The organism is Pseudomonas sp. SDO55104_S430 (assembly GCF_054070595.1).
In genome coordinates, this window is the sequence record NZ_JBSVXG010000085.1 from 1 (window position 1) to 24,920 (window position 24,920).

At 61.4% G+C, this 24,920-nt stretch carries 25 protein-coding genes; 14 read left to right on the top strand and 11 right to left on the bottom strand.

The annotated features are described in order from the left end of the window. The first annotated feature begins 165 nt into the window (after positions 1-165). From ACW9JE_RS16340 to ACW9JE_RS16350, 3 genes are all read left to right on the top strand, one after another. Positions 166-1,413 (top strand): MFS transporter, encoded by a 1,248-nt coding sequence (locus ACW9JE_RS16340; protein WP_457433318.1) that lies wholly within the window; start codon positions 166-168, stop codon positions 1,411-1,413. 178 nt (positions 1,414-1,591) lie between these two features. Then, complete coding sequence (locus ACW9JE_RS16345) at positions 1,592-3,247, top strand: BCCT family transporter (protein WP_457433319.1); 1,656 nt, start codon at positions 1,592-1,594, stop codon at positions 3,245-3,247. Positions 3,248-4,380: 1,133 nt separating this feature from the next. After that, positions 4,381-4,635: a DUF2790 domain-containing protein gene (locus tag ACW9JE_RS16350; RefSeq protein WP_457433320.1), complete on the top strand. Its 255-nt coding sequence runs from the start codon at positions 4,381-4,383 to the stop codon at positions 4,633-4,635. 48 nt (positions 4,636-4,683) lie between these two features. Here ACW9JE_RS16350 and ACW9JE_RS16355 read toward each other — a convergent pair whose 3' ends face one another. From ACW9JE_RS16355 to ACW9JE_RS16375, 5 genes are all read right to left on the bottom strand, one after another. After that, entirely contained in the window at positions 4,684-5,634 is a 951-nt protein-coding gene (locus ACW9JE_RS16355) for a LysR family transcriptional regulator (RefSeq protein WP_457433321.1), read from the bottom strand. Positions 5,635-5,742: 108 nt separating this feature from the next. Further along, complete coding sequence (locus tag ACW9JE_RS16360; RefSeq protein ID WP_224534952.1) at positions 5,743-6,693, bottom strand: aldo/keto reductase; 951 nt, start codon at positions 6,691-6,693, stop codon at positions 5,743-5,745. Positions 6,694-6,752: 59 nt separating this feature from the next. Beyond that, a complete protein-coding gene (locus tag ACW9JE_RS16365; protein WP_457433322.1) occupies positions 6,753-8,213 on the bottom strand; it encodes an efflux transporter outer membrane subunit in 1,461 nt (486 codons plus the stop codon). Positions 8,214-8,230: 17 nt separating this feature from the next. Further along, positions 8,231-9,724, bottom strand: coding sequence for a DHA2 family efflux MFS transporter permease subunit (locus ACW9JE_RS16370; protein WP_457433323.1), 1,494 nt, complete (start codon positions 9,722-9,724; stop codon positions 8,231-8,233). After that, positions 9,724-10,842, bottom strand: coding sequence for an HlyD family secretion protein (locus ACW9JE_RS16375; protein ID WP_224534946.1), 1,119 nt, complete (start codon positions 10,840-10,842; stop codon positions 9,724-9,726). Before ACW9JE_RS16375 ends, ACW9JE_RS16370 begins: the two co-directional genes overlap by 1 nt. Positions 10,843-11,055: 213 nt before the next feature. Here ACW9JE_RS16375 and ACW9JE_RS16380 point away from each other — a divergent pair, with 213 nt between their 5' ends. Next, positions 11,056-11,682, top strand: coding sequence for a TetR/AcrR family transcriptional regulator (locus ACW9JE_RS16380; protein WP_224534944.1), 627 nt, complete (start codon positions 11,056-11,058; stop codon positions 11,680-11,682). A gap of 4 nt (positions 11,683-11,686) precedes the next feature. Further along, positions 11,687-12,205, top strand: a complete 519-nt coding sequence (mug, locus tag ACW9JE_RS16385; RefSeq protein ID WP_224534942.1) for a G/U mismatch-specific DNA glycosylase — start codon at positions 11,687-11,689, stop codon at positions 12,203-12,205. On the opposite strand, the gene ACW9JE_RS16390 is transcribed toward mug, so the two are convergent. The 5 genes from ACW9JE_RS16390 to ACW9JE_RS16410 form a co-directional block, all read right to left on the bottom strand. Beyond that, entirely contained in the window at positions 12,199-12,720 is a 522-nt protein-coding gene (locus ACW9JE_RS16390) for a cytochrome c (protein ID WP_224534940.1), read from the bottom strand. The genes mug and ACW9JE_RS16390 overlap by 7 nt on opposite strands. Before the next feature lie 175 nt (positions 12,721-12,895). Further along, positions 12,896-13,417 (bottom strand): methylamine dehydrogenase light chain, encoded by a 522-nt coding sequence (locus tag ACW9JE_RS16395; protein WP_175379780.1) that lies wholly within the window; start codon positions 13,415-13,417, stop codon positions 12,896-12,898. Positions 13,418-13,435: 18 nt separating this feature from the next. Beyond that, positions 13,436-14,068, bottom strand: coding sequence for a methylamine dehydrogenase accessory protein MauD (gene mauD, locus ACW9JE_RS16400; RefSeq protein ID WP_224534938.1), 633 nt, complete (start codon positions 14,066-14,068; stop codon positions 13,436-13,438). A gap of 5 nt (positions 14,069-14,073) precedes the next feature. After that, on the bottom strand, positions 14,074-14,613 hold the full coding sequence (locus ACW9JE_RS16405) for a MauE/DoxX family redox-associated membrane protein (RefSeq protein ID WP_224534936.1): 540 nt from the start codon (positions 14,611-14,613) through the stop codon (positions 14,074-14,076). 11 nt (positions 14,614-14,624) lie between these two features. Beyond that, complete coding sequence (locus ACW9JE_RS16410) at positions 14,625-15,776, bottom strand: amine dehydrogenase large subunit (RefSeq protein ID WP_457433324.1); 1,152 nt, start codon at positions 15,774-15,776, stop codon at positions 14,625-14,627. A gap of 430 nt (positions 15,777-16,206) precedes the next feature. On the opposite strand from ACW9JE_RS16410, the gene ACW9JE_RS16415 reads away from it, so the two are divergent. Together ACW9JE_RS16415 and ACW9JE_RS16420 are read left to right on the top strand one after the other, a co-directional pair. Then, complete coding sequence (locus tag ACW9JE_RS16415; protein ID WP_224534932.1) at positions 16,207-16,500, top strand: type II toxin-antitoxin system TacA family antitoxin; 294 nt, start codon at positions 16,207-16,209, stop codon at positions 16,498-16,500. Further along, on the top strand, positions 16,458-16,979 hold the full coding sequence (locus ACW9JE_RS16420; RefSeq protein ID WP_457433325.1) for a hypothetical protein: 522 nt from the start codon (positions 16,458-16,460) through the stop codon (positions 16,977-16,979). Before ACW9JE_RS16415 ends, ACW9JE_RS16420 begins: the two co-directional genes overlap by 43 nt. A 282-nt stretch (positions 16,980-17,261) precedes the next feature. Here the strand turns inward: ACW9JE_RS16420 and ACW9JE_RS16425 are convergent, their stop codons facing one another. Beyond that, complete coding sequence (locus tag ACW9JE_RS16425; protein WP_224534928.1) at positions 17,262-18,743, bottom strand: PAS domain-containing sensor histidine kinase; 1,482 nt, start codon at positions 18,741-18,743, stop codon at positions 17,262-17,264. Positions 18,744-19,094: 351 nt separating this feature from the next. Between ACW9JE_RS16425 and ACW9JE_RS16430 the strand changes: the two genes are divergently transcribed. Genes ACW9JE_RS16430 through ACW9JE_RS16460 form a run of 7 tightly spaced genes read left to right on the top strand, consistent with a single transcriptional unit; the run spans position 19,095 to position 24,839 of the window. Then, complete coding sequence (locus ACW9JE_RS16430; RefSeq protein ID WP_457433326.1) at positions 19,095-20,258, top strand: acyl-CoA dehydrogenase family protein; 1,164 nt, start codon at positions 19,095-19,097, stop codon at positions 20,256-20,258. A 36-nt stretch (positions 20,259-20,294) separates the two neighbouring features. Further along, positions 20,295-20,666 carry a hypothetical protein gene (locus ACW9JE_RS16435; RefSeq protein ID WP_224534923.1) on the top strand — a complete coding sequence of 124 codons (372 nt, stop codon included), beginning with the start codon at positions 20,295-20,297 and terminating at the stop codon, positions 20,664-20,666. A 3-nt stretch (positions 20,667-20,669) separates the two neighbouring features. Then, positions 20,670-21,140 (top strand): nuclear transport factor 2 family protein, encoded by a 471-nt coding sequence (locus ACW9JE_RS16440; RefSeq protein ID WP_224534922.1) that lies wholly within the window; start codon positions 20,670-20,672, stop codon positions 21,138-21,140. Further along, positions 21,137-22,258 carry an amidase gene (locus tag ACW9JE_RS16445; RefSeq protein ID WP_224534920.1) on the top strand — a complete coding sequence of 374 codons (1,122 nt, stop codon included), beginning with the start codon at positions 21,137-21,139 and terminating at the stop codon, positions 22,256-22,258. Before ACW9JE_RS16440 ends, ACW9JE_RS16445 begins: the two co-directional genes overlap by 4 nt. Before the next feature lie 49 nt (positions 22,259-22,307). Further along, entirely contained in the window at positions 22,308-23,591 is a 1,284-nt protein-coding gene (locus ACW9JE_RS16450) for an aromatic ring-hydroxylating oxygenase subunit alpha (protein ID WP_457433327.1), read from the top strand. Further along, a complete protein-coding gene (locus tag ACW9JE_RS16455) occupies positions 23,588-24,088 on the top strand; it encodes an aromatic-ring-hydroxylating dioxygenase subunit beta (protein WP_175379792.1) in 501 nt (166 codons plus the stop codon). The genes ACW9JE_RS16450 and ACW9JE_RS16455 overlap by 4 nt, the downstream gene beginning before the upstream one ends. 10 nt (positions 24,089-24,098) lie before the next feature. Beyond that, the gene (locus tag ACW9JE_RS16460) at positions 24,099-24,839 is read left to right on the top strand and encodes an SDR family NAD(P)-dependent oxidoreductase (protein ID WP_224534916.1); all 741 of its coding nucleotides are present in this window, start codon (positions 24,099-24,101) and stop codon (positions 24,837-24,839) included. Positions 24,840-24,920 lie beyond the last annotated feature (81 nt).

Below are 24,920 nucleotides of genomic sequence, written 5' to 3' on the forward strand. Positions count from 1 at the left end.
CAAAACCTGTGTCCCGGATCTATCTGACAGACCGTGTTCTCCGGGTTTACGACTGCTTCGCAGCCGGACGCAGGCTTCGCCAGCTGCTACATGGATCGCGTTTTGGCTTGATTGATCAGGGCTACCACCCAGGTCTCACATTTTCTTCTTTTCGGAATCGGCATCGTGTTTGGACTGACGAAGACGTTCGGCGCGCTGTATCTGGCCAGCCTGATGATGCAGCTGGGATCGATGCTGCTGATGACCTTTCTGGCCTTGCGCCTGAATGTTCTGGGCGCATCGGAAACGGCGGGCGGCGCGTTGATGGCCGCCAATGCCCTGGGCATGGTGGTGGGCGGTTGGGTCGGTCGCAGCCTGATCGCGCAGGTGGGGCACATCCGCACCTATTCGGCCTGTGCCGGGATCATTGCGGCCGCGGTGTTGGCCCATGAATTCAGCACTGCGCTGCCGTTCTGGCTGGTGCTGCGCGGGTTGGTAGGGCTGGCGATGATGTGCCAGTTGATGGTGCTGGAAAGCTGGCTCAACGATCAGGCTAAAGCTGATCAGCGTGGCAGTGTCCTGGCGCTGTACATGGTCGCCAGTTACGTAGGAATGATGCTCGGCAATCTGGCTTTGAGCCTGGATGAAGGCTTGGGTATTCGAGCTTTGCTCGGGGTGGCGATGGTGTTCGCTTTGGGTTCGGTGCCAGTGGCGCTGACCCGCAGCATGCACCCGACGGCAGTGCCGGCGGCGTCGATTGATCTGCGCCTGTTCCTGCGCCGGATTCCCCAGTCGCTGGTGACCATTCTGATGTCGGGCATGCTCAATGGCGCGTTCTACGGGCTGGCCGCGATCTATGCGAGCAAGCAGGGACTGCCGACGGCGCAAGTCGGTCAGTTCATGGCCTTGTCCATCGGGGCCGGGCTGTTGGCGCAATTGCCGCTGGGCTGGCTGTCGGATCGCTTGCCCCGCGCCAGCCTGATTCGCGCGGTGGCGGTGTTGTTGATCATCATCAGTCTGCCCTTGGCGTTCAATCAGAGCCCCTCGTTCGTCACCTTGCTGCTGTTCGGCGCCGGCGTGGGCTTTCTGCAGTTTTGCCTGTATCCGTTGGGCGTGGCGTTGGCCAACGACAACATGGAACCAGCATTGCGCGTATCGCTCTCGGGCATGCTGCTGATCACGTTCGGCGTCGGAGCCTGCTTCGGACCGCTGATTGCGGGTGCGCTGATGGAGCATCTGGGGACGTCGAGTTTTTACTTCTTCTACGCCGGCAGTGCGTTGCTGCTCGCGCTGTTTGTGGGGCAGGCAAAAGTCACCGGCAAGCACCTGCAAAAGGACGCGCCATTGCAGCATCCGGTGACGCCCAACGGAATTGCCAGCTCTAACCTGGTGGCGGTGTGTGAGGTCGTGGCGCAGGGCAAGGATCAGCGTTGAACGAACGGATTCATTGATGCGTTTTTCTCATGAGTCGGTGACGAAATATGGTTTGAAGGAGACTCTGGATTCAATCATCTTGGCCATGCTGCCAAAACCGAGTTAGACCGGAAATAACTGCAGTCAAATACCTGCATACAGTAATTACGCCCTTAAACAAAAACAAAAGGGGAAAACAATGCGTGCTCAATCCGGCATGTTGAAAGGCCTTAATCCGACTGTGACTGTGGCTTCCATCGTGGGAGTTATCATATTCGTATTATTTTGTGCATTTAAAGACCAACAGGCAGTCAAGGCGTTCGAAGCGGCTTCTGCGTTTATTCTGCATAACTTCAAATGGTATTACCTGGCACTGATCAGTGGTGTGCTGGGTCTGCTGCTGTACATCTCCGTCAGCCGTTTCGGCAACCTCAAACTGGGCGGTGAACATGACCGGCCCGAGTTCAGTTTCGCGTCCTGGATCGCCATGCTGTTCAGCGCCGGCATGGGCATCGGCCTGATCTTCTGGTCGGTGGCCGAACCCATGCTGCATTACGCCGACAACCCGTTCTCCAAGGGCTTGACCGACGAATCGGCAACCATGGCGATGCGCATCACCCTGTTCCACTGGGGCCTGCACCCTTGGGCGATCTTCTCCATGATCGGCCTGAGCCTCGCTTACTTCGCTTATCGCAAAGGCTTGCCGCTGGCGCTGCGTTCGCTGCTGTACCCGCTGATTGGCGATCGCATTTACGGCTGGATCGGGCATGTGGTCGACATTATGGGTGTGATTATTACCGCCTTTGGTGTTTCCCAGTCTTTGGGTTTGGGCGTGGTTCAAATCAATACCGGTTTGCATAATGTTTTTGGTGTGCCGGTCAGTGTTGCGTTGCAGTTGTCCATTATTCTGTTTGTCAGTGTTGTGGCCTGTATTTCGCTGGTTGCCGGTTTGTCCAAAGGCATGAAGCGTATATCCACGCTTAATATGTATTTGTCGTTCATCTTGATGTTTGCGGTACTTGCACTTGGGCCGACCCGTTACATTCTTAACTTGATGTTTGAGTCGACCGGGGACTATGTACAGAACATCGTGGGTTTGAGTTTCTGGATGGATGCTCAGAAGGACACCGAGTGGCAGAACTGGTGGACGGCGTTCTACTGGCCTTGGTGGATGACCTGGGGTCCGTTCGTGGGGCTGTTCATTGCGCGTATTTCCAAGGGCCGGACCATTCGTGAGCTGGTGATCGGTGCGCTGGTGGTGCCGACCATGGTGACCATTCTGTGGATGTCGGTGTTCGGTGGTGCGGCGTTGAAGAACGAGCAGCAGGATCGCCAGGCGTATCAGGCGACCGTTGCGGCGCAGACGCTGGTTCAGGAGCAGCCGAAGTTCGAAGGTGGCACCGTGTTGCTGGCTACCAAGAAAGAGACTACGGCGGCGATGTTCACGCTGTTGCAGAAGCTGGATGGCCAGACCATTGGTGCGGCGTTGTCGATCCTGGTGTGTGTGTTGCTCGGGGTGCATTTTGTGACCACGGCGGATGCGGGGACCCAGGTGTTGTGCACGCTGTGTGCGCTGGGCAGCACCAATCCGCCGAACTGGATCAGATTGTTGTGGTGCATTCTGGAAGGGGCGATTGCGGCGGGGTTGTTGCTGGCCGGTGGGTTGAAGGCGATTCAGATGGCGAGTATTGCGGCGGGGTTGCCGATTGCCATGCTGTTGCTGGTGATGTCGTATACGTTGATTCACAGCTTGCGCAGGGAGATGCCTGCGTTGCCGGCTTGGACGCCTTCGATGGAGGTTGAGCCTGAGGTTGTTGTTGATCGTCGTGAGGTTGATGCTGCTCGGGCTTATTGATCGAGTGCATATCCGTTTTTGGGGTGATGGCGGCTATTGGTTCCGCCCTTACGGCGGGTTACTTGGAGGAGCGCCAAGTAACCAAGCGCTTTTATCCCCTGACGTACGGCCCTTCGCTTAGGCTCAGGGTTCCCTCGCTCCGGTCCTGCTCCGTGGGCCCGCCGCCATCGGCCATCCATGGCCGGGGGCGGCTAACCCGGCATCCATGCCGGGTTGCCCACTGCGCAGAACCTCCACTCGGCCTTCCGACGGGGCACCTCAAAAGCGAGGCGGCCTACCGGCCGGCCTGGCTGGGGTTGGTCCGTGTAGGAGCCGAGCTTGCTCGCGATGCATGCCAGGGCGCCGCGGGGCATCAGGTAGCCCGCGTCATCGTTGGCCACCATCGCGAACATGTTCGCTCCTACAGTGGTTTGGTGTGGATCACAGATCTGGTGTTCTCCACAGAACCTGTGGGAGCTGGCTTGCCAGCGATGGCGGCCTGGCAGCCGACCTGATTTCCCGGATGTACCCAAAACCAAATGTGGGAGCGAGCCTGCTCGCGATAAATGTCCAGACACCGCAGGGTTTCAGGCAGCCCGCGTCATCGTTATCGACCATCGCGAGCAGGCTCGCTCCCACAGAGGTAACAGGCTCTTCTGTAGGAGCCGAGCTTGCTCGCGATGAACGAGAAAACACCGCGGGGCATCAGACAGCCAGCGTCATCGTTGACGACCATCGCGAGCAAGCTCGCTCCTACAGGTGCACGCGATATTCGCCCCCTCGTGAGGCCGAGTGGAGGTTCTGCGGAGTGGGCAACCCGGCATGGATGCCGGGTTAGCCGCCCCCGGCCATGGATGGCCGATGGCGGCGGGCCCACGGAGCAGGACCGGAAGGAGGGCATACCGAGCCACAGCGAGGCACCGTACGTCAGGGGCACGAGCGCTTTGGTTACTTGGCGCTTTTCGAAAGTGACCCGCTGTAAGAGCGGAACCAATAGCGGCCGTTACCAAAAAAACGGATATTCACCCCAACCAAAAACGTCCCACATTCCCACGCTTTTTGACAACAGTGAATGTCCCACACCCATCTGTTTCGCCCACCCCCAAACCCCTAGCATCGTCTCCAACAACCCAACCCAACGAGACGATACCACCATGAACATCTCAAAACTCGCAATCATCTTCGCCCTCGGTTGCCTCGGCACCCAAGCCTTCGCCGAAGAAAACAAATCCCCGGTCGAGACCTACAGCTATGGAGCAAACCTGGACATAAAAAAAGTCATCACCATCACCGACATCCCCAACAACATCTGCGGACCGGTGCCAGCGCAAATGACCTACGAAGACTCCAGCGGTCAACGCCACGTGATGCAATACCAGGTCATGGGCAACGGCTGTTCCAACGGTTGATCCGCGTGCGGAAGATGGAGGGTCGACACTCCATTCGGGCGCTGCGACTCACTTGAGCAACACCTTCTTTTTTGACGCACAGGCAATTTTTTCATCGGCAGCCAACAACCCGGGCACATAGTCCTTCAGGAACTCCACCCAGGTTTTTATTTTTGCATCGACGAACTTTCGCGAAGGGTAGATGGCGAACAGGCTCAACTCTTCGAATTGATAGTGCGGCAGTACCCGCACCAGGGCGCCGGACTTCAACCCCGCAACCGCAGACGCCACCGGCTGAATACCGATTCCCATGCCATGGATGAGCGCGATAGTCATGGCGTCGGCAGTGTTGATCTGAAAGGGCGACACCGGAACGCTGATCGTCTCCGCGCCTTGTGGCCCGTCGAATACCCAATGCTCCACCGGCATCGGCGTGTTCACCATTCTCAGGCAGTCGTGCTCGCGCAATGAAGCCGGCGTCTTGGGCATTCCGCGTTTTTCCAGATACTTGGGCGAAGCGCACAGAATGCTGTAGGTGGTGCCCAGCCGCTGGGCAACAAACCCGGAATCGGGCAGGTCCCGGGCCAGCACGATCGACATGTCGAAACCTTCCTCCAGCAGATCGGGCAGCCGATTGGTCAGTGTCAGGTCAAACTGCACCGAAGGATGAGTCTCGCGGTATTTGGCGATGGCATCGATCACGTAATGATTGCCGATGGCCGACATCGAATGAATCTTCAGCCGCCCCACGGGGGTGATCTGCGCGGTTCCCGCTTCTTCCTCCGCCTCACGCAACTCTTCCAGAATCCTTTCGCAGCGCAGCAGATACCGCGTGCCGGCTTCGGTCAGGGCCAGGCGTCGGGTGGTGCGGTTGATCAGGCGCGTGCGCAGCCGGGTTTCCAGGCTCGAAACGGCCTTGGAGACGTTGGTCGTGGTGGTGTCCAGCATATTGGCCGCCGCCGTGAAGCTGCCGCTCTGGGCCACCGCCACGAAAAATCGCATGGTCTGGAACACATCCATGGTTTTCACCTCTTGAAGGACGCCGCAGATTATAGGATTTGGCGCGAACAATGATTCGCGAGGGCAAAAAAAGAGCGGCTGTTTCAAGAGCCGCTCCTAGGACAGGCATCAGTATGTGGGTGAAAGCAACAGGTGAACACCGTTGTCCACCGCCGAGTTGAAGCGTATCCGCGTGGTGATGTCCTGGCGGATCTCATGCATTGCCCGGTGGGGCAGGGTCGAGATGTCGATGTTCTGCTGGATATGGCTCAGGGACGTGGAGGTCGTAAGGAACGCCGTACCACGCTGCACCGCCCAGGCCAACGCCACCTGCGCCGGAGTCTTCTGCAGACGCCGGGCCATTTGATTCAGCACCAGGTTTTTCGCGATTTTCGGCTCAAGCCCATGGCCCAGTGGCGCATAGGCCTGAAACACGATGCCGTGTTGCTGGCAGAACTCCAGCAGCTCCCATTGCGGCAGATAAGGGTGGGCTTCCACCTGCACCACGGCGGGCTTGATCCGCGCCACAGCGAGCACTTCCTGCAAGGCCGGCAGGGTGATGTTGGACAGGCCGATGGACTTGCAGCGGCCTTTGTCCACTAGGCGCTCCATGGCCCGCCAGGTGTCAATCAGGGTCACGCCCGAGTCGTAGAGGACATGGCCAAAGGCGTCCATGGGGTACTGGTCGTCACCGGCCCGAAAGGCAAACGGCGTCTGGACCAGGTAGCAATCGAGGTAGTCGACCTGAAGCCGTTCGAGGCTGGCCTCGAAGGCCGGCAATACCCGCTGCGGATGATGATTGTTGTTCCACAGTTTGCCGATGATGAACAGCTCCTCGCGCCGCGCCTTTCCGGTTTCCAGGAAGGCCTTCAAAGCTTCGCCCACCTGGGCTTCATTGCCAAAACGCTCGGCACAGTCGAGCAGGCGAAACCCGCTTTGCAGCGCGTGGGTCACGGCCTCGGTGGTGATCCCGCGATCTTCGAACAGGGTGCCGAAACCCACGGCGGGCAAGGTGCCTGAGCCGTTGTTCAGGGCGTATCGGGTGATGGGCAGTTCATCAAAAAACGGTTCGTAGGACATATGTACTCCGGTTTTGCCGACCGCCATCGCCAATGCGACGGTGGCCTCTGTGGAATGAATTACTGATACGAGGGATGAGCCGTCTCGCGACTGGCAACCTTCTGGTCGAACACGCCGACGGCATTGCCGCCCAGCGCCACGTACAGCTGCACGGTGTCGAGGTACTGCGCGGTCTTGGCGCGGATGTGTCCGAGCAACGCCTGCTCGTAAGCCCGTTCCGCTTCGAGCACCTGAAGGATGCTGTTCTCGCCCTGGGCGTAAGCCTGCTGGTTCAGGTGAAAGCTGGTTTCGGCGGAGTGCAACGCGTCGTCCTGGGCGCGGAATTCCTCGGCGTCATGGTTGATGGCTTGCAGCGTGTCGGCGACCTGGCCAAACGAGCTGATCACGGTCTGCTGATAGCCGGCCAGGGTCGCGTTGTAGCCCTCGACCGCGGCCTGGCGCTCAGCCTTGAGCGTGCCGCCGTTGAAGATCGGCGCGGTGATCCCGGCGGCGAAACCCCAGAGCGCCGCGCCGCCATTGCCGGAAGCGGCCTGGAGCAGGGAGGCCGACAGCGTCACCTTCGGATAAAGGTTGGCGGTCGCCACGCCCACGGCGGCGCTGGCGATATGCAGTTGGGCCTCGGCCTGCTGGATGTCCGGCCGGTTGCGCGCCATCTCCGACGGCAGGCTGACCGGCAAATTGCCTGGCAGGGTGAACTCGGCCAGATCGAACTGCGGCGCGATCCAGTCCGCCGGGCCTTTGCCGGTCAGGATCGACAGCGCATGGGTGGCGGCATCACGCTGCTGGGCCAGCGGCGGCAACAGAGTGCGGTCCTGGGCCAGACGGGTTTCGGCCAGCGAAACATCGATCTGGGTGGTGGCGCCATTGAGATGTGCCGCGCGCACCAGTTCGAGGTTTTTCGTGTCGTTGGCCAGCAGCTTTTCCACGGCCTTGATCTGCTCGTTGGCGGAAGCCACCAACAACGCCTGACTGGCGACGTCAGCGGTCAGGGTCAAATACGCGGCGTCGTAGCGACGTTTCTGCAGATCAGTGAACGCCTGCTGTCCCTCGACTTCACGCTTGATGCCACCGAAAACATCCAGATCGAAACCGACCCGAGGCCCGATGGCATAGAAGTTGGAGATCGAAGGGTCTTTGGCGTTGTGCACCCGCTGACGACCGGCGGTGGCGCCGAAGTCAACCTGCGGATACAGCGCACCTTCGGCGGCGGCCACGGAGGCGGCGGCCTGGCGAATGGTTGCGTCGGCGGCCACCAGTTCCAGGTTGCCGTCGATGGCCCGGCGCATCACCTGATCGAGCTTGGGCGAGCGCAGGGCCGACCACCATTGTCCGGTGATCTGCTTGCCGTACTGGATGTTCTGCCCCAGCTGTTGCTCCGCCTGTTGATCAAAGTGCTGCGAAGCGCTGTCGGCCGGGGCCTTGAAGTCGGGGCCGACAGTACAGGCCGAGAGGAAAACGATTACCGACAGTGCACTGAGTTTTGCCGGGATTCGCGTTTGGAACGAATGACTGGATTTCATTTGGCACACTCCACTAACTAGTTGGTCGCAGCGGGTTTGCGAAGAAAAATCACCAGCGGGCTCACGACGAGCATCGCCACCATCAAAATCTTGAACTGATCGATCACGGCGATGAACGCAGCCTGGTGGGTCACCAGATGGTTGATCCCCTCCAGGGCCGGCAACGACATCGACGCGCCATGCGATGCGGCGCTGTAGGGCGTGATGTTGGCGCCCAATGCCTGGTGCATCGCCTGGGTGTTGTTGAAGAAGTAGATCTGCACGATGGCCACGCCCAGGGTGCTGCCGTAGGAACGCAGCAGGTTGAACAGGCCGGTGCCTTCCGGGCGCAGTTTCGGGTCCAGGGTGCTGAACGCCACCTTGGCCAGCGACGCCATCGACATGCCGATGCCGATGCCCTGAAGAGCGCCGGCAATCGCCACTGGCGGCCAGTCCATCAGGGGCGAATAGGCGAGCATCAGCCAATTGGCGTAGATCACCAGGGCAACCCCTGCCGCTACGAAGAACCGTCGGTCGAAACGCTCGGGAAGACGCCCGGTCAACAGAAACGCCATGACCAGCCCGGCACCGCGCGGCAGGGTCAGGGCGCCCGTGGTGTCAGGCGGGTAACCGAGGATTTCGTCGAGCATCGGCGAGGTCAGGGCCATGGTCGACAGCAACACGAAACCGATGGCGAAGAAGATGATCGTCGACAGCACGAAGTTGCGATCGCCCAGCAGGCTCTTGTTGAAGAAATGCACCTTGCGGGTCAGCACGTGGACGAAGAACCAGTACGCGCCCAATGCACAGGCGATTGCCTCGATCCAGATTTCCGGCGAGTCGAACCAGTCCATGCGTTCGCCACGGTCGAGCAGCATCTGCAGGCTGATCATCGCCAGGGTGAAGCTGCCGAAGCCTGTGAAGTCGAAGGTCGGCGCCTTCTCGGCTTTTTTCTCGGCGAGCAACAGGGCGATCACCATGAAGATGTACGCCGACAGCGGCAGGCTGATGTAGAAGATCGGCCGCCAGTCGAAATGCTCGGCGATCCAGCCGCCGATGCTCGGACCGGTGGCGATGCCCAGCAGCACGATGGCGGTCCAGGTCGCGCCGAACTTCATGCGCTTCTCCGGTGCCAGGGTTTCCAGGGCGATCGCCATCGACAGCGGCGCCAAGACACCGCTAGACAGACCCTGGATGATCCGCGCGCCGATGAATTCCAGCGGCGTGTCGGATACTGTCGTGAGCAGCGTACCCAGTGCGAAGACGATCAAGGCGGTCTGGTACACCCGCTTCACGCCAAAGCGGCCCGCGAGCCACTGGGCAATCGGCATGGTGATCGCGCTGGCGGCCAGGTAGGCGGTGAAAATCCAGCCCGCCTGATCGTCGGTCATCGACAGGCTGCCCTGAATCAACCGGAGCACCGCGTTCGGAAGCGGCAGGTTCGCCGACTGCATGTAAGTCGTGAGCAACACGGCGAACCTGAGCGAACCGGCGGCGCGGCTGCCCGCGCTCCCACTCGCATTGGCGTTCATCAGAAGTTACCTGCGGTCAGCAACGACTTGAGCGGGCTCCACCACGGCGTGCGGTGGCCGGTGTCGACTTTCACGGTGGCGCTGGTGCCCGAGAACAGCGGCAGGGCAGGGTCGATTTCATCCAGTTCGAGGCGAACCGGAACCCGCTGAACCACCTTCACCCAGTTGCCGGTGGCGTTTTCCGGCGGCAGCAGGGAGAAGTCCGAACCGGCGCCGGGGCTCATGCTGGTGACGTGGGCCTTGAACACGCGATCCGGGTAGGTGTCGATGCTGATGGTCGCTTCCTGGCCCGGGCGCATGTGGGTGACCTGGGTTTCGCGGAAGTTGGCCTCGACCCAGATCTCGTGATCGGAAATCAGCGCAAAGGCTGCCGCGCCGTTGTTCAGGTAGTTGCCCACCTGCAAGTCATCGACCTTGGCGACGATGCCGTCAGCCGGTGCATAAACGGTGGCGTAGGACATATACAGCTGCGCTTCATCGAGCTGCGCCTTGGCTTCGCGCACCGTCGGGTGGTTGTCTGCGTCGATGTTCGGGTTGCCATTGAGGGCGACCACGGTGCTGGCGATCTGTTGTTCGATCGAGTTGATGCGCTGGCGGGAAATCTTCAGATCGGTTTCGGAGCGCTCATAAATGGACTTGGACACGAACTCGGTCGCGACCAGGGCTTTCTTGCGGGCGAATTCCTTTTGATCGAAGTCGGCGGATTCCTTGGCCGATTGCAGATCCGCCTGTTGCTGGCGATAGCTGGCCTTCAGACCGTCGATGCGCAGCCGCGCCACATTGAGCTGGGCCTGGGCGCGGTCAATGGCGATCTGCAGGGGCTTGGGGTCGATGCGAAACAGCACCTGGCCCTTGTGCACCTGCTGGTTGTCCTCGACGGCGATTTCCACCACCTGTCCGGAAATTCGCGCATTGATCGAAGCCTTGGCCACCCGGGCGTAAGCGTTGTCGGTGGTGACGAAGGGTTCGCCGGCGACGTATTTACCGTAGCCGATGACGGCGGCCAGGGCCGGCACGCCGAACATCAGCCAGGGGCGCAGTTTTTCCTTGAACGGTTTCTTGATCCGCTGCGGCTGCTCGAAGTTCTGCGAAGCGGGGATGTCGAACTGTTGGGTCATGATCGATACACCTCAAAACGAATAATTGCTGTGAGAAAGCAAACCCGTGCGCGGTGGGGAGGGTTGCTCCGCCGCACTCGTTTCGTCGCCGCTATAGCCGTTTTGAGCTGCGCTTCAACAAACGTTCAATTGAAGGAACTTCTGGTTCCTTAATTTTGTGCGATGGTGTAAGAATATCCCTGCATTCACCCTTCCACAAGGATTTTGTACGACATGGCACAAAATAAAACTTCCGAAGGCAAAGGCCGTGGCCGGCCCCGCGCCTACGACCCCGAGACAGCGCTGCAGCAAGCGCTTGGTGTGTTCTGGAATACCGGTTATTCCGGGGCATCCCTGGACAGCATCGCCCACGCCGCCGGCATGAACCGGCCGAGCCTGTATGCAGCGTTCGGCGATAAACACGCGCTGTACCTCAAGGCGCTGGAGCAGTACTGGGCAGTCGCCCACGCCGACATGCACCAGGCGCTGGCGGACGACGAGCTGTCGTTGCGTGAGGCACTGACGCGCTTTTATGAAGGGCAGCTGTCGATCTATTACTCCGGCGAGGGTCAGGCCCGGGGCTGCTTCGCCATCGGCACCGCGACCACCGAAGCGGTGGAGGACCCGGAAATCCGCGAAGTGCTGTCCGACAGGCTCAGTCGTCTCGACGCCGATCTGGAAGTACGGCTGCGCAAGGCCGTCGAGTCCGGCGAATTGAAGGACGATGTGGATGTCGGCGCTCTGGCGGTTCTCGCTTCATCGTTGCTGCACAGCATTTCGATCCGCGCCCGGGCCGGCAAACCCCGTGAAGAACTGAGCGAGCTGGCGCGCAACGCGGTCAACCTGATCTGTGGCGGGTGAGGGCATGAACCCGGGGCTCGAGGACATTCTGAGCGAGGGGCTGGCGGTGGTGTTCTGCGGGATTAATCCCGGCCTGCTCGCCGCCGCCCAGGGCCATCATTTTGCCGGGCGCGGCAATCGCTTCTGGCGCACCTTGCATCTGGCCGGGTTTACGCCTGAGGAGGTGCGCCCGGAAAACGACCGGTCGATCCTGCAATATCAATGCGGTCTGACCGCCGTGGTCGAGCGACCGACGGCCCGGGCCGATCAATTGTCGAATCAGGAGTTTCTGGAATCGGCGGTACGTTTTGAAAGGAAGATCGCCCGCTATGCGCCGCGTTGCGTGGCGTTTCTGGGCAAGGCGGCGTATTCGGCGTTATCGGGGCAGCGGAAGGTGGCGTGGGGGCTGCAGCCCCGGACCTTCGGCAATGCGGCGGTGTGGATATTGCCCAACCCGAGCGGCCGGAATCTCGCGTTCAGCCAGGCTCAGCTCGTGGACGCCTATTGCGCGCTCAGGCAGGCGACGATCGGTGGCGATCAGTAATTCATGCCGTCGTCGATGGCGATGCCTTGGGCACGCATGTCCTTGATCAGCTCGCCTCGGGTGCCCGGCAGGTTGAGCATGGTCTCGGCGCGCAATGCGGCGACTTCATCGGCGGTGTAGGGTTGGTAGTGCTCGGGCACGCTCTTGCCCGCCATGCCGTCTTCGCGCATCAGCCAGTTGAGCAGGTCCGCCAGTTGCGCATTGTTCAGCGCCGACTGCGACATGCCTGGCACACGCACCAGGAATTCGCGGCCACCGGGGACTTTCAGGAAGTTGCCGACAAAGCCTTTCATGCGCGGCGTGTCGTTGGCGGCCGAACCCGTGCCGTCGCCCAGATGGCAACCGGCACATTGCAGCTGGTAATTCACGCCCACGCTGTAGCCGGCCTGGCTGATGGGCGTCTGCGGAGATTCGTTGCCCGGTGCGTGGCCTTGATTCGGGTTGGGAATGGCCCGGGCGTGAGCGAGCGGGGCGATGAAAAGGCAGGCCAGGCTGAGGATTAACAGATGACGCATGACAAACCCTTCTTGTTGTTATGCCCTGAACCTGTAGGAGCGAGCTTGCTCGCGATGGACGCCAGAACACCGCGGGGCGTCAGGATGCCAGCGTTATCGTTGACGACCATCGCGAGCAAGCTCGCTCCTACAGTTGTAAGAAGGCCGGCTACCGAGGTAACCGGCGGTGAATCGCTTAAACCGCCACACCCCGAATGATCGAAACGGTGCAGTGGTAGATGTGCGATTTGGCGGCCAGGCACCAGTTCACGTCGTTGTTGTTGAACGGGCGGTAGGCCGGTTCTTCACTGTCGTTGCGGGTACAGGCGCACTGGGCGCAGCTCTGCTTACCGCAGCAGTCGTTGTACGAAATGATGTAGTCCTTGCCGTCGGCCGGGTTGCGGCAGGTGCCGATCCAGGTCACTTGCGAGGCCTCGGTGCCCGGAGGGCAGGAGGTCACCGAACCACCGCAGCAGCTGCACAGAAAGCCGTCGATGGAGCAGTAGCGCCAGTAGTCGCAGCTGTTCGGATCACCTGGATCACCGGCTTTCGGATCGGTGGCCGCCAGGGCCTTGCTGGTACGGTCCAGCGGCAGCAGCAGGGGCAGGGCGGCACCGGCCACCATCAGCGAGCCCATGCGCGACAGCAGTTTGCGGCGCGAAGTAGTGTCGGCAACACGGCGCGAGGAGCGCTCGAACAACAGATCCAGCAGTTTCATGAAGGTCTCCCTGCCTTATCAGTGGCTATGGCCGTGGCTGTGGTCGTGGGCGTGGTCATGCTCGCGTGGCTGAGCATTCAGGTACTGCTGCAAAGTGGCGTGCTTGAGGTGTTCCACTTCGAACAGGCTGTCCAGGTGTTCGCGGGAGTTCACCAGGCCCTTGGCGCGCAGGGTGCCGGCCTTGTCGATCAGGGCGGCGTAAGGCAGCTTGCCGATCTGGTAGGTCATGCCCACTTCCGGACCAACCACATAGGTGGCGTCTTCGAGTTTGTGTTCACGGATCAGCGCTTGCTGGGCGTCCATGTCGCCATCGCTGACGAACACCACGTCCAGGCTGTTTGCCTGTTCCTTGGCGATGGATTTGATCGCCGGCAGCAGCGATTTGCAGATCGGGCAGGTCGGCGAGAGGAAGAACAGCAGTTGCGATTTCTCGCCGGCATAGCCGAAGTTCACCGGACGACCCTTGCGGTCCGAAGCGGTGATTTGCGGAGCCGGTTCGTTGACCGCCACGCCCTTGTCGACCATCAGCGCGCCGGCCGGTGCCAGGCGACCGTGCAATACGCCGATCTGACGAACCAGGCCCATGACGACGAACGCCACGGCCACCAGCAATACCCAGAGCAGAACGTTGGAAACTATCAAGCCTTCCATTTTGATTACCTACCAATCAATTTGAGCAGAAGAGGGGAGTTCGCCAGCAGGCCATCGGCCGCGGCGTAGATGAGCAGGGCGACGGCGGCGGAGGCCAGCGTCACGAAGCCATCGAACACAGTCATGTCGCGAAGCACCGGCGCCACGCTGGCCAGCAGCGCCACGGCCACCAGCACGCTGTTGCGCAGCAGCAGGACCGGGCGCAGCGGTTGCGCCTGGTCGGGACCTGCACAGCCGCAGTCGATGTCGCGACGACCGCGCCACAGGTTGATGCCGATGGCGGCGGCGTACAGCGCCAGCAGGCTCGCCGCGCTCAGCGCTGCCCAATGCCGGCTGACCGGCACCAGCAAAGCGAAGGCAATGGCCAGTTCCAGGAACGGCACCAGGCGTGCGACAGGGCGCACCAGTCCCTGAGGCAGCAGCTGATAATCAGCCAACTGACTGGCGAAGCGCGCCGGTGCCCGCACCTTGTGAGTCGCGGCACTGGCCAGCAGCACCGCGATGGCGATGGCGCTGGCAATGATGAAGATCGGATCTGATTGCATGGCCGAACCTCTTAGTAGCTCATGACCTGAGTCGCGGTTTTCGCGACCTTGGCCATGGCACCGGTGTGCTGGTTGGTCTTGAGGTCGAAAATCTGCAAGCCACCTTCGACGTCAGTACCCAGCAGCAATGGTTTGTCGTCGCCGGTGGCCTGCATGCTCCAGATCGGAGCCGGGGCTTCCAGGGTGGCGATTTTCTTGCCGGTCTTGAGGTCGAAGGCCCAGATCAACGGGCTTGGGTCTTCCCATTTCATTGCTTCGTGGGCGTCATGCATCAGCACGTACAGGCGATTGAGCTTCGGCGCGACCGCCATCAGCTGCCAGCCGCCCGGCGCCCAGCCGGCTTTCTTTTCCTCGTCGGTGGTCAGCGACCAGCTCGGCAGGATCTTCGGTGCATCGCCACTGAAATCCACGGCGCGGATGGTGCCGGTGGTCGTGGTGAAGTAGTAGGTGTCGCCGACGTTGACTGCGCGCTCCACCAGTTTCTCCGCGTTCGGATCAAAGAACGGCGTGCGGCTGCGCGCAGTCTCCTGGCCCTGATCGTTGAGGGTCACCACTTGCAGGCTGCCGTCGCCGCACAGCGAGGCGAAGCGGCGCTTGCCGATCGGGTAGTTGAGCACGCAGCCAGGGATCGCGATTTCGGTGGCGACGGCCTTGGTCTGGGTATCGACCACGGTCACCGAGGTCGACGGGGTGAAGTTGTAGATGTAGACGAAACGGTCATCGCTGCTGGTCTTCAAGCCGTAGCGCTGGGTCAGCGACTCGGCGCGCTTGTTCGGAATCAGCACTTCCCAGGCCGGCGACAGGGTCGAAGTGTCCCAGGCGGTCAGCACGTCGGTGCGGGTGCCACGGGTACCGCGGGAGTACCAGATGTCAGCGGCGTAAATGGTCTTCTTGTCATGGCTCAGGGCCGAAGGCGCGGCAAAACCGGTCGGCACCATGCCCAGCACGCGTTTCTGGTCAGGGTCGACCACGGTGACACGACCGGCGACGAAGCTTTCGAACTCCACATCCACGACAAACGCGCGGTGCGGCTCGGCCGGGAAAGCCAGGGTGGTCTGGCCGATACCAGTGTCTGCGGGCAAATCCGCACGGGCACTGTTCAAACCGAGTACAAGCAGGCTCAGGCCTAGCGCTGACTGTACGGAGATCCTGTTTGTTCGCATAAGGGGAACTTCCTGAATTGTTGGTAACGCGGATCGCGGGTGAGTGGGCAGATTTTGACGATTGAATAGTGCCTCGCCCGGCAATCGGGGGAATTGCGCTGCCTGCCAAGAGATTGTGTATGTGTGCCAGTGTCATGAAACTTGTGGTGGGGGGTGGTAAGGCGGGGATTTCGGAGGTGGCGGAGGCAGTGCCGTATATCTGGAAGATATACGGCGTGTAGACATTAGCTACACAAGCGTCGTAGAGTCGATGGCACTACCTTCGGGAGAATTCACGATTTCCAGCGTTTGAAACGTGTTTTGAAAATCAGGCCCGAGACGCTCCAGCATTCTTGGGGAGTCATAAAATGAAAAGTAATCGCATGGTTGATGCGTTAGCTCCTTAGCGGATCCATGCTAAAAATCTGCGCCCTCAGATGGGAAAAGAATCATGTCCGCTACAACCGAACGTCTTGAAAAGTCCAAACCCGTTCCAATCAACATGAGGACGGACGAAAAGAAACGCAGCCTGATCGATCTGGCCGCTGCCATGTCCGGTCGTGATCGAACCAGCTTCATTCTGGAAGCGGCTTGTCAGAAAGCAGAAGAAGTCATTCTGGAAAAACGTTTGTTCCTGCTCGACGACGATGCATTTGACGCATTTGAACAGGCCATTGAGGCGAATCCGCTCCGAGGTAACGAATGTCTTCACCAACTTCTCGAACGTCCAAAACGGTGGAGTTGAGTGCTCCGGAGAGACTCAACGACCGGCACCTCTTCGAAGGGTTCGACTCGGGCGAACCCTCCATCAATGAATACCTTCTGAAGCAGGCACGCAAGGCGCAAGCCGCCAAACACGCGGTTGACTACGTTTGTCGCCGCAAAGGAACACAGATCGTCGCGGCTTACTACACCTTGTCGAGCGGGTCCGTTGCACGCGCCAACGTCGTTCCGAAAAATCATCAACGCAACTCACCCAGCGTTCATCCGGTCACTCTGCTGGGCCGCATGGGAATAACGCTGGAAGCTCAGGGGCAAGGTTTTGCTATCGACTTGCTGCAAGACGCCATCGAGCGGGTCATTTCAGCATCTCAATCCATCGGGTCCAGCGCACTTATTGTTCATCCGCTCAATGAACGCCTCTCGAATTTCTACATCAAGTACGCAGGGTTCATACCTTGTCCGGGAATCACGCCCATCACATTGATGTTGCCGCTTCGGTAGCTCTGTATTGCGCACAGCATTTTTCCAGGGGCTGCACCTTCAACATCAATGTCGCCTGACACTCCGCCTTCGCGGGCAAGCCCGCTCCCACAGGTTCGTGGGTGTACGCAAATTCTGCGACCAACCAGGATCACTGTGGGAGCGGGCTTGCTCGCGAAGAGGCCGTTACATTCAGCGCAGATGTTGAATGTGCCGCCGCCATCGTGAGCAGGCTCGCTCCCACAATGGACAGCATTTCCTCTGTAGGAACTGTCGAGTGAAACGAGGCTGCGATCTTTTGCCTTAAGGCTCAGGCGACAGGGGCAAGGTAAAGCCGAACACCGCCCCGCAAGGCTCAAGATTCTGCGCCCAGATATCACCCCGATGCCGGCCGATGATGTTTTTGCACAGCGCCAACCCGATTCCGTTGCCGCTGACTTTGGACGAGAAGAAGCCGTCGAACAGTTTTTCCTGGGCTTGGGCCTGGATGCCGCGGCCGCGGTCTTCGATGCGGACCAGGGCCATGCCGTCGTCGGTGCTGGCGTGGATGCGCAGCACGCGGCGTTCGATGGGCAGGTCGGCCATTTCTTCGATGGCGTTGAAGGCCAGGTTGAGGATCACCTGACCGATCAGCACTTTCTCGCAACTCACCAGCAGCGGCCCGGGAGCGGTGATGACGTCCACCTTCACCAGGCTCGGGTCGGCGCGCAGGCTGATGAAGTAGCGGGTTTCGCGCAGCAGCTCGTTGAGGTCGATCAGCTCTTCGCTTTGCTCCAGCTTGACCACGTATTCGCGCACGCTCTTGATGATCACCGAGGCGTGCTCGATCTGCCGCACGGCGCTCTGCAAGCCCCAGGTGACACCCTCGTCGACACCACTCGCATTGCCCAGGCGAATCACCGCGCCCTCGATGAAATTGCGTGTCGCCGCAAGCGGCTGGCTCAGTTCGTGGGCAATCGCCACGGCCATCTCGCCCATGGCGTTATAACGCGCCAGGTACTCGAGCTTCTGCTCGCTCACCCGCCGCGCCTCTTCAGCCTGCACCTGCTCGGTGACGTCACGGAACAGCAGCAGATGCCCGTTCAGATCATCCTCGATTTCGATAGAACGGCAGGTCGCGTCATGCCAGCGCCACTCGCCGTCGCGCCGCTGCACCTTGTAATGCACGCTGAACGGTAAGTGCTCGGGTGTCTCGGTAGACAGCTGCTGCAACAGTCGCTGGCGCGAAGACTCGTCGCACCAGGCGAGGAAGTTCTTGCCGATCAGCGTGTGTTCTTCGCTATTGAGCAGGTTCGCGCCGGAGTCGCTGATAAACCGGATCTCACCCTCCGGCCCCAACACCGCCACGCCCTCGGCCAGATCCTGCATGAACGCCTTGAGCCGACTTTCGAAGCGCTTGAGGTCGCGTTTGACCTTGTCTTCCTTGGAAATGTCGCGGAACTGCACCATCAGTACATCGCGATCCTTGAGGTGCACCAGGGTCGCCACGGCCTCGGACAGAATCTCCACCCCTTGTTTGGAGCGATAGCACCACTCGATGGCGCGCTGCCCCGTGCGCGCCGCGCCCTCCAGCCAGCGCAAGCCCACCGAACGCCGGTACTTGGGGGCATCGCGGGTCATGTCCGGAGCCTTGAGCGGCGTCAGTTCCTCAAGGGTAAAGCCCAGCGCCGACAGGGCCGCGGCGTTGGCCCAGAGGATCTCCTTGCTGTGGGCATCGTGAAGAATGATGCACAGCGGCATGGCTTCGATCAGGGTGAAAAAGTCGTTCTGTTCAGGCAAGTACATCGCACAGCCCTTGGCGGCAGGGGTCGGGGACCGGTGGAACCGGAAGTATGGCTTTTTATACCGGCTCGCGCGAAGGGACGCGCTCAGAGGTAACCGGGGGCGGACTAGGGGTTTTCTTTAGGTGGGGGGCTGCACGCACCAATAGTTGCGTGCCGATGGCGTTTTTACACTGGGCTCCAATGCAGGGAGATCCACCCGACCCCTGTAGGAGCGAGCACGCTCGCGATGGTCGTCAACGATAACGCTGGCTGCCTGACACCCCGCGGTGCTCAGGCGTTCATCGCGAGCATGCTCGCTCCTACAGGGGTTCAGCGGTCGCCCCAACAACAATAAGCAAAACGGAGAAAGCCCATGCTGCGTTCAGCGGTCGCGCAACAAGACGCTCTGATCGGCGTTGACGACAATGGCGTCGACAGCCTCGCCTTCGCCCAGGTACTGGAAGAAGTGCGTCAGCGTCGCGACGAATTCGACAGCCGCTCCCATGTGCCACGGGACATGATCGAGCGCTTCAAGCAGGTGGGCATCTACCGTGCCGCCACGCCGAAATGCTATGGCGGCGACGCCCTGGCGCCGGCGCGTTTTCTGGAGATGATCGAACGCATTTCCGAAGCCGACGGTTCCGCCGGCTGGGTCGCCAGTTTCGGTAGCGCCGGTGTCTATCTCGCCGCCTTGCCGCCAGAAACCCTGGCCGAACTGTACGCTGACAGCCCTGACCTGGTGTTCGCCGGCGGCCTGTTCCCGCTGCAACCGGCCGAAGCGGTGGACGGCGGCTGGCAGGTCAACGGCACCTGGAAATTCGCCAGCGGCTGCAAGGGCGCCGACCTGCTCGGTGTCGGCATCGGCGCGGCGGGCGGCAAGCCTCGCACCGCGGTGTTTCGTCCAGAGCAGGTGGAAATCATCGAAAACTGGGACGTGGTCGGCCTCAAGGGCACCGGTAGTCACGACCTGCGCGTGACCAACAAGCACATCGACGAGCGCTGGACCTTCATCCGTGGCGGTGCCGCGACCATCGACGAACCGCTGTTCCGCTACCCGTCGATCGCCTACGCCGCGCAAGTGCTGGCTGTCGTGAACCTCGGTCTGGCCCGTGCAGCCCTCGACGAAATCAGCCGCATGGCCAACGGCGGTGGCATCACCGGTGCGCCGAAACTGTCGGACCGCGCTTACGTACGCATCGAAATCGCCAAGGCCGAGGCCAAACTCGCCGCCGCCCGCAGCTTCTTCTACAGCACCACCGAGCAGGTCTGGGAATCGATCCTGGCCGGCAACCCGGTCACCCCGGAGCAGACCAGCCAGCTGCGTCTGTCGGCAATTCACGTCTCCCAGGCCGGCGCCGCCGTGGTGCAGAGCGCCTACAGCCTGGCCGGCACCACTGCCATTTACCTGCGCCATCCGCTGCAACGCTACCTGCGCGACTCGATGGTGGTGACCCAGCACGCCTTCCTCAGCGAAGGCCTGTACGACGGCGCCGGCTCGGTGTTCCTCGGCGTGCAACCGTTCCCTGGCTACATCTGATCACCTTTCAAAGCCACTTATTCAAGGATTCACCTCATGACCCAAGCTACCCAGGAACCGTTGCGCGTCGTCTTCTGCATCGGCATCACCCAGAACTTCTTCGACCTGCCGACCGGCGAAGGCCTGAGCGTTTGGAAAGGCTTCAGCAAGATGATGGCCGACCTTGGTGCCATGCCCGGCATCAACGTGCTCGGCGCGATGGATGACGACCGCCTGATGGTCGGCCCATCCACTACCTCGCCATGGACCGTATACATCATGGCCGACGTCGACTGCCACCAGTCGGTGATCGACGCCTGCAACCTGTTCCGCACCACCCCGGTGAACGAGTACAGCCTGTGGCGCTACGCCAAGGTCGAAGCGCGCATCGGTCGTCCGCTGACCATCCCTGATGCGGCCAAGGTGTAAGCCATGAACGAGGCCTTGCTGCAGCGTCTGGCGACGCTCGAAGGAGAAAGCGCGGTGCGTCGCCTGATGGCGCGCTACATGGACCTGTGCGATGTGCCGAGGGCGCAGGCCCTGGTCAGCGAACTGGCCGAGCTGTTCTGCATCGACGCGATCTGGGAAGGCATCGGCACCCAGACCGCGCAGACCTTCGGTCAACACCGTGGGCGCGAGGCCGTGGCCGCGTTCGTCGGCGGCTACCTGCCGCCGTCGGATCACTTCCGGCTGAACCTGCATTACCTCACCAGCGAGTCGATTCGGGTCGACGGCCAGAGCGCGCAGGGGCAGTGGATCATGCAGCAGATTTCCACCTACGCCGATGGCCGCAGCGAGTTGTTCGGCACCCGCCTGAACATCGATTTCCGCTGCGTCGACGGCACCTGGCTGATCGCGCATTTCCGTACGCAACGCCTCTTCAATACGGAGCTGAACGCATGAGCACCTTCATCAGCGAATTCCTCCTCGGCGGCAGCGGCAAGCGCGTTGCCATCAAGGACTCCATCGACATCGCCGGCTACCCGACCCGTTCCGGCAGCCGCGCTTTCGCCGATGCTGCGGCGGCGACGAAAAACGCCGATGTCGTGGACGCGATTCTCGAAGCCGGATGGCAGATCGTCGGCAAGACCAACCTGCACGAGCTGGCGTTCGGCGTCACCGGCATCAACGACTGGACCGGCACCCCGATCAACCCGCAGGCCCCTGACCGGGTGCCGGGCGGTTCCTCCAGCGGTTCGGCCTCGGCCGTGGCCGCGGGCCTGGCGGACATCGCCATCGGCACCGACACTGGTGGTTCGGTGCGCGTACCGGCAGCCTGCTGCGGTATCGCCGGGCTCAAACCGACTTATGGCCGGGTCAGCCGCGTCGGTGCGCATCCACTGGAATCGAGCCTGGATTGCGTTGGACCGTTCGCCAGGACCATGGACGATCTGATCGCCACCATGCAGGTCATCTGCCCGGGCTTCAACGTCCAGGGCCTGCCAGGTGAAGGCGCCAAAGTCGGCTTCCTCGACGTGCCCTGCGACGCGCATTTGCAAGCCAGCCTCGGTGCCGCTGCCGACCGCGCCGGCTGGCGTCGCAGCCACCTGCAACTGAGCGAATTCGAAGCCGCGTTCGTTGCCGGGCTGACCGTCATCAATTTCGAAAACTGGGCCGCGTTCGGTCACCTGACCGGCAAGGGCCTGATCGGCGCCGACGTGGAAACCCGTCTGCTGGCGGCTGCCCGTACCACCCGTGAAGAACTCGCCGAAGCCGAAGCCGTGCGCCGCCGCTTCACCCATCAGGTAGACGCCGCGCTGGAAGACTTCGCCGTGCTGCTGTTGCCGACCCTGCCAACGCTGCCGCCGACCCTCAGCGAGGCCCGCGCCGGCAGCAAGGCGGTGGCCGGCATGACGCCGCTGGTGCGTCCGTTCAACTTGAGCGGCCATCCGGCGCTGACGGTGCCGGTGGAACTCGATTGCGGCGGGCTGAAAGTCGGCCTGCAGATCGTCGGTCGCAAAGGTCAGGACGAAGTGGTCTGCGCCTTCGGTGCGCAACTGCAACAGAGCATGGTCGGTTAGCCGCCGGCTCCATAACCCAATCATAAAAAGAAGCCATGAGGAGAACCGCATGAGCACTCATGAATACCGGCTGATCGCGACGTCGAAAAGCCCCGAAGAGCTGGTCCGGCACGACCGCGTCGACGTCTCGCTGTACAACGATCCGGCGCTGTTCGAAGCCGAGCTTGAAAAGATTTTCTACCGCACCTGGGTGTGGGTTGCCCACGAAAGCGAAGTGCGCAACAGCGGCGACTTCAAGACCGCCATGGTCGGCCGTCGTCCGGTGATCGTCGTGCGCGACAAGAAGAACAACATCAACGTTTTGGAAAACCGTTGCCGCCACCGTGGCGCCACCGTGTGCGAAAAGCACAAGGGCAACGCCACCGGTTTCACCTGCCCGTACCACAGCTGGTCCTACGGCCTGGACGGCAAGCTGCGCGCGCTGCCATACCCGGACGGTTATGAAGGCATCCTGGAAAAATCCGAACTGCCACTGACCAGCCTGCGCGTTGAAAGCTACGCCGGCATGATCTTCGCCAGCTACAACGACGAGATCGAACCGCTGGAAGACTTCCTCGGCGGCGCCAGGCACTGGATGGACCTGTTCATGAAGCAGGGCGCCGGCTACCCGATCAAGACCCAGGGCGAACACAAGTTCAGCTTCAAGGGCAACTGGAAGATCCAGCTGGAAAACACCACCGACGGTTACCACTTCCCGATCGTGCACAAGTCGTTCATGTCGTCGGTGGATGAAGAGACCTCGGAAATGCTCTCGTTCATGACCGACGAGCAGGCCGTGACCCACTCGCTGGGCAACGGCCACAGCGTGATGGTGATGGTGCCGGAGCACGTCGACCTGGATCACGACGACGGCACCGAGCAGTTGCAGGAACGCTTCGCCCACGTCACCGAAGAGCTGTCCAAAACCATGCCGCCGGAGCAGGTACGCCGCATCGTGCGCTCGCTGCACGGCGCCGGTTTCAACCTGAACCTGTTCCCCAACATCGCCATGTCGATGTCGTTCTTCCGCGTGCTGCGTCCGGTGTCGGTCACCGAAACCGAGATCCGTCACGTGGCCCTGGGCATGGACGGCGGCCCGGAAATCGCCAACCGCGAGCGCATGCGCATTCACGAACACTTCCAGGGCCCTTTCGGCTTCGGCAGCCCCGACGACGCCGAGGCCTGGGATCGCGTGCAGCGCGGCTCCTATGCCGGCGTCGACGCGCCGATTCTGGTCAACCGCGGCCTGAACCGCGAAATCACCGCTGAAAACGGCGACAAAGTCAGCCACGCCACCGACGAAGGCGGCATGCGCGGTGCCTACGACATGTGGAAAAGGATGATGAGCCAATGAGCAATCACGACACCCTGAACGGTTTTTCCGGCCCGCTGGCCCAGGCCATCGAATTCATCTGGCGCGAAGCCGAACTTCTGGACCACAAGAACTACGCCGAGTGGGCGACCTTGTGGAGCGAGAGCGGCAAGTACATCGTGCCGATCGACCCGGACACCGAAGACTTCGAGGCCACCCTCAACTACGCCTACGACGACGCGCGCATGCGTGACCTGCGTATCGAACGCCTGACCGCCGGTTACTCGCCGTCGGCGGTGGACGCGGCGAAAACCATTCGCACCGTCTCGCGTTTCCGCCTGGTGGAAGCAGCCGGCGACATCGTCGAAGTCAACTCGGCGCAGTTGCTGTACGCCTACAAGCGCGGCGTGCACACGCCGTTCGTGGCCGACCTGAACCACCGCATTCGCTTCACCGACGGCGTGCCGAGCCTGGAGCGAAAAGTGGTGCGCCTGATCAACTCCACCGACAGCCTGAGCGCGCTCGGCTTCCTTTTGTGAGGGCAACAACATGAGCCGAGTAGCCCTTGTAACAGGTGCCTCGCGCGGACTGGGCGAGTGCATCGCCCGCCGTCTGCATGCGGCGGGTTATCGCGTCGGCCTGTCCGACGTGCAGATCGAAGGCGTGCAACGCCTGGCGCTGGAGCTCGACAGCACCGGCGCCAGCGCCATGGCCATCGAGTTGGATGTGCGCAGCAAGGCGGATTTCCAGCGTGCCCGCGACCTGCTCACCGAGCGTTGGGGCGGCAGCGACATCCTGGTGAACAACGCCGGGGTGTCGAAAGTCGCGGCGCTGATGGACATCACGCCGGAAGAGTTCGATGAGTCGATGGCGATCAACCTGCGCGGCACGTTCGTGGCCTGCCAGGTGTTCGGCGCGCACTTTGCCGAGCGCGGCTTTGGCCGCATCGTCAACATCGCCTCCCTGGCCGGGCAGAACGGCGGCACCGCCACCGGCGCGCACTACGCGGCGGCCAAGGGTGGCGTGGCGACCCTGACCAAGGTCTTCGCCCGTGAACTGTCGCCACAAGGGGTGACGGTCAACAGCATCTCGCCGGGTCCGCAGGACTTGCCGGTGGTGCGCGAGTCCGTGGCGCCGGAGCGTCTGGAGCAAATCCTCAAGATGATCCCGACCGGCAGCCTGGGCGACCCGACGTACGTCGCCGACACCGTTCTGCTGCTGATCGCCGAAAACGCCGGCTCCGTCACGGGGGCGTGCTGGGACATCAATGGCGGGTTGTTCATGCGCTGAGTGCGGCCAACCCTTAAAAAATGCCCTTTGTGGGAGCGAGCCTGCTCGCGATGGTGTATCAGCTACATCGATGTCGACTGA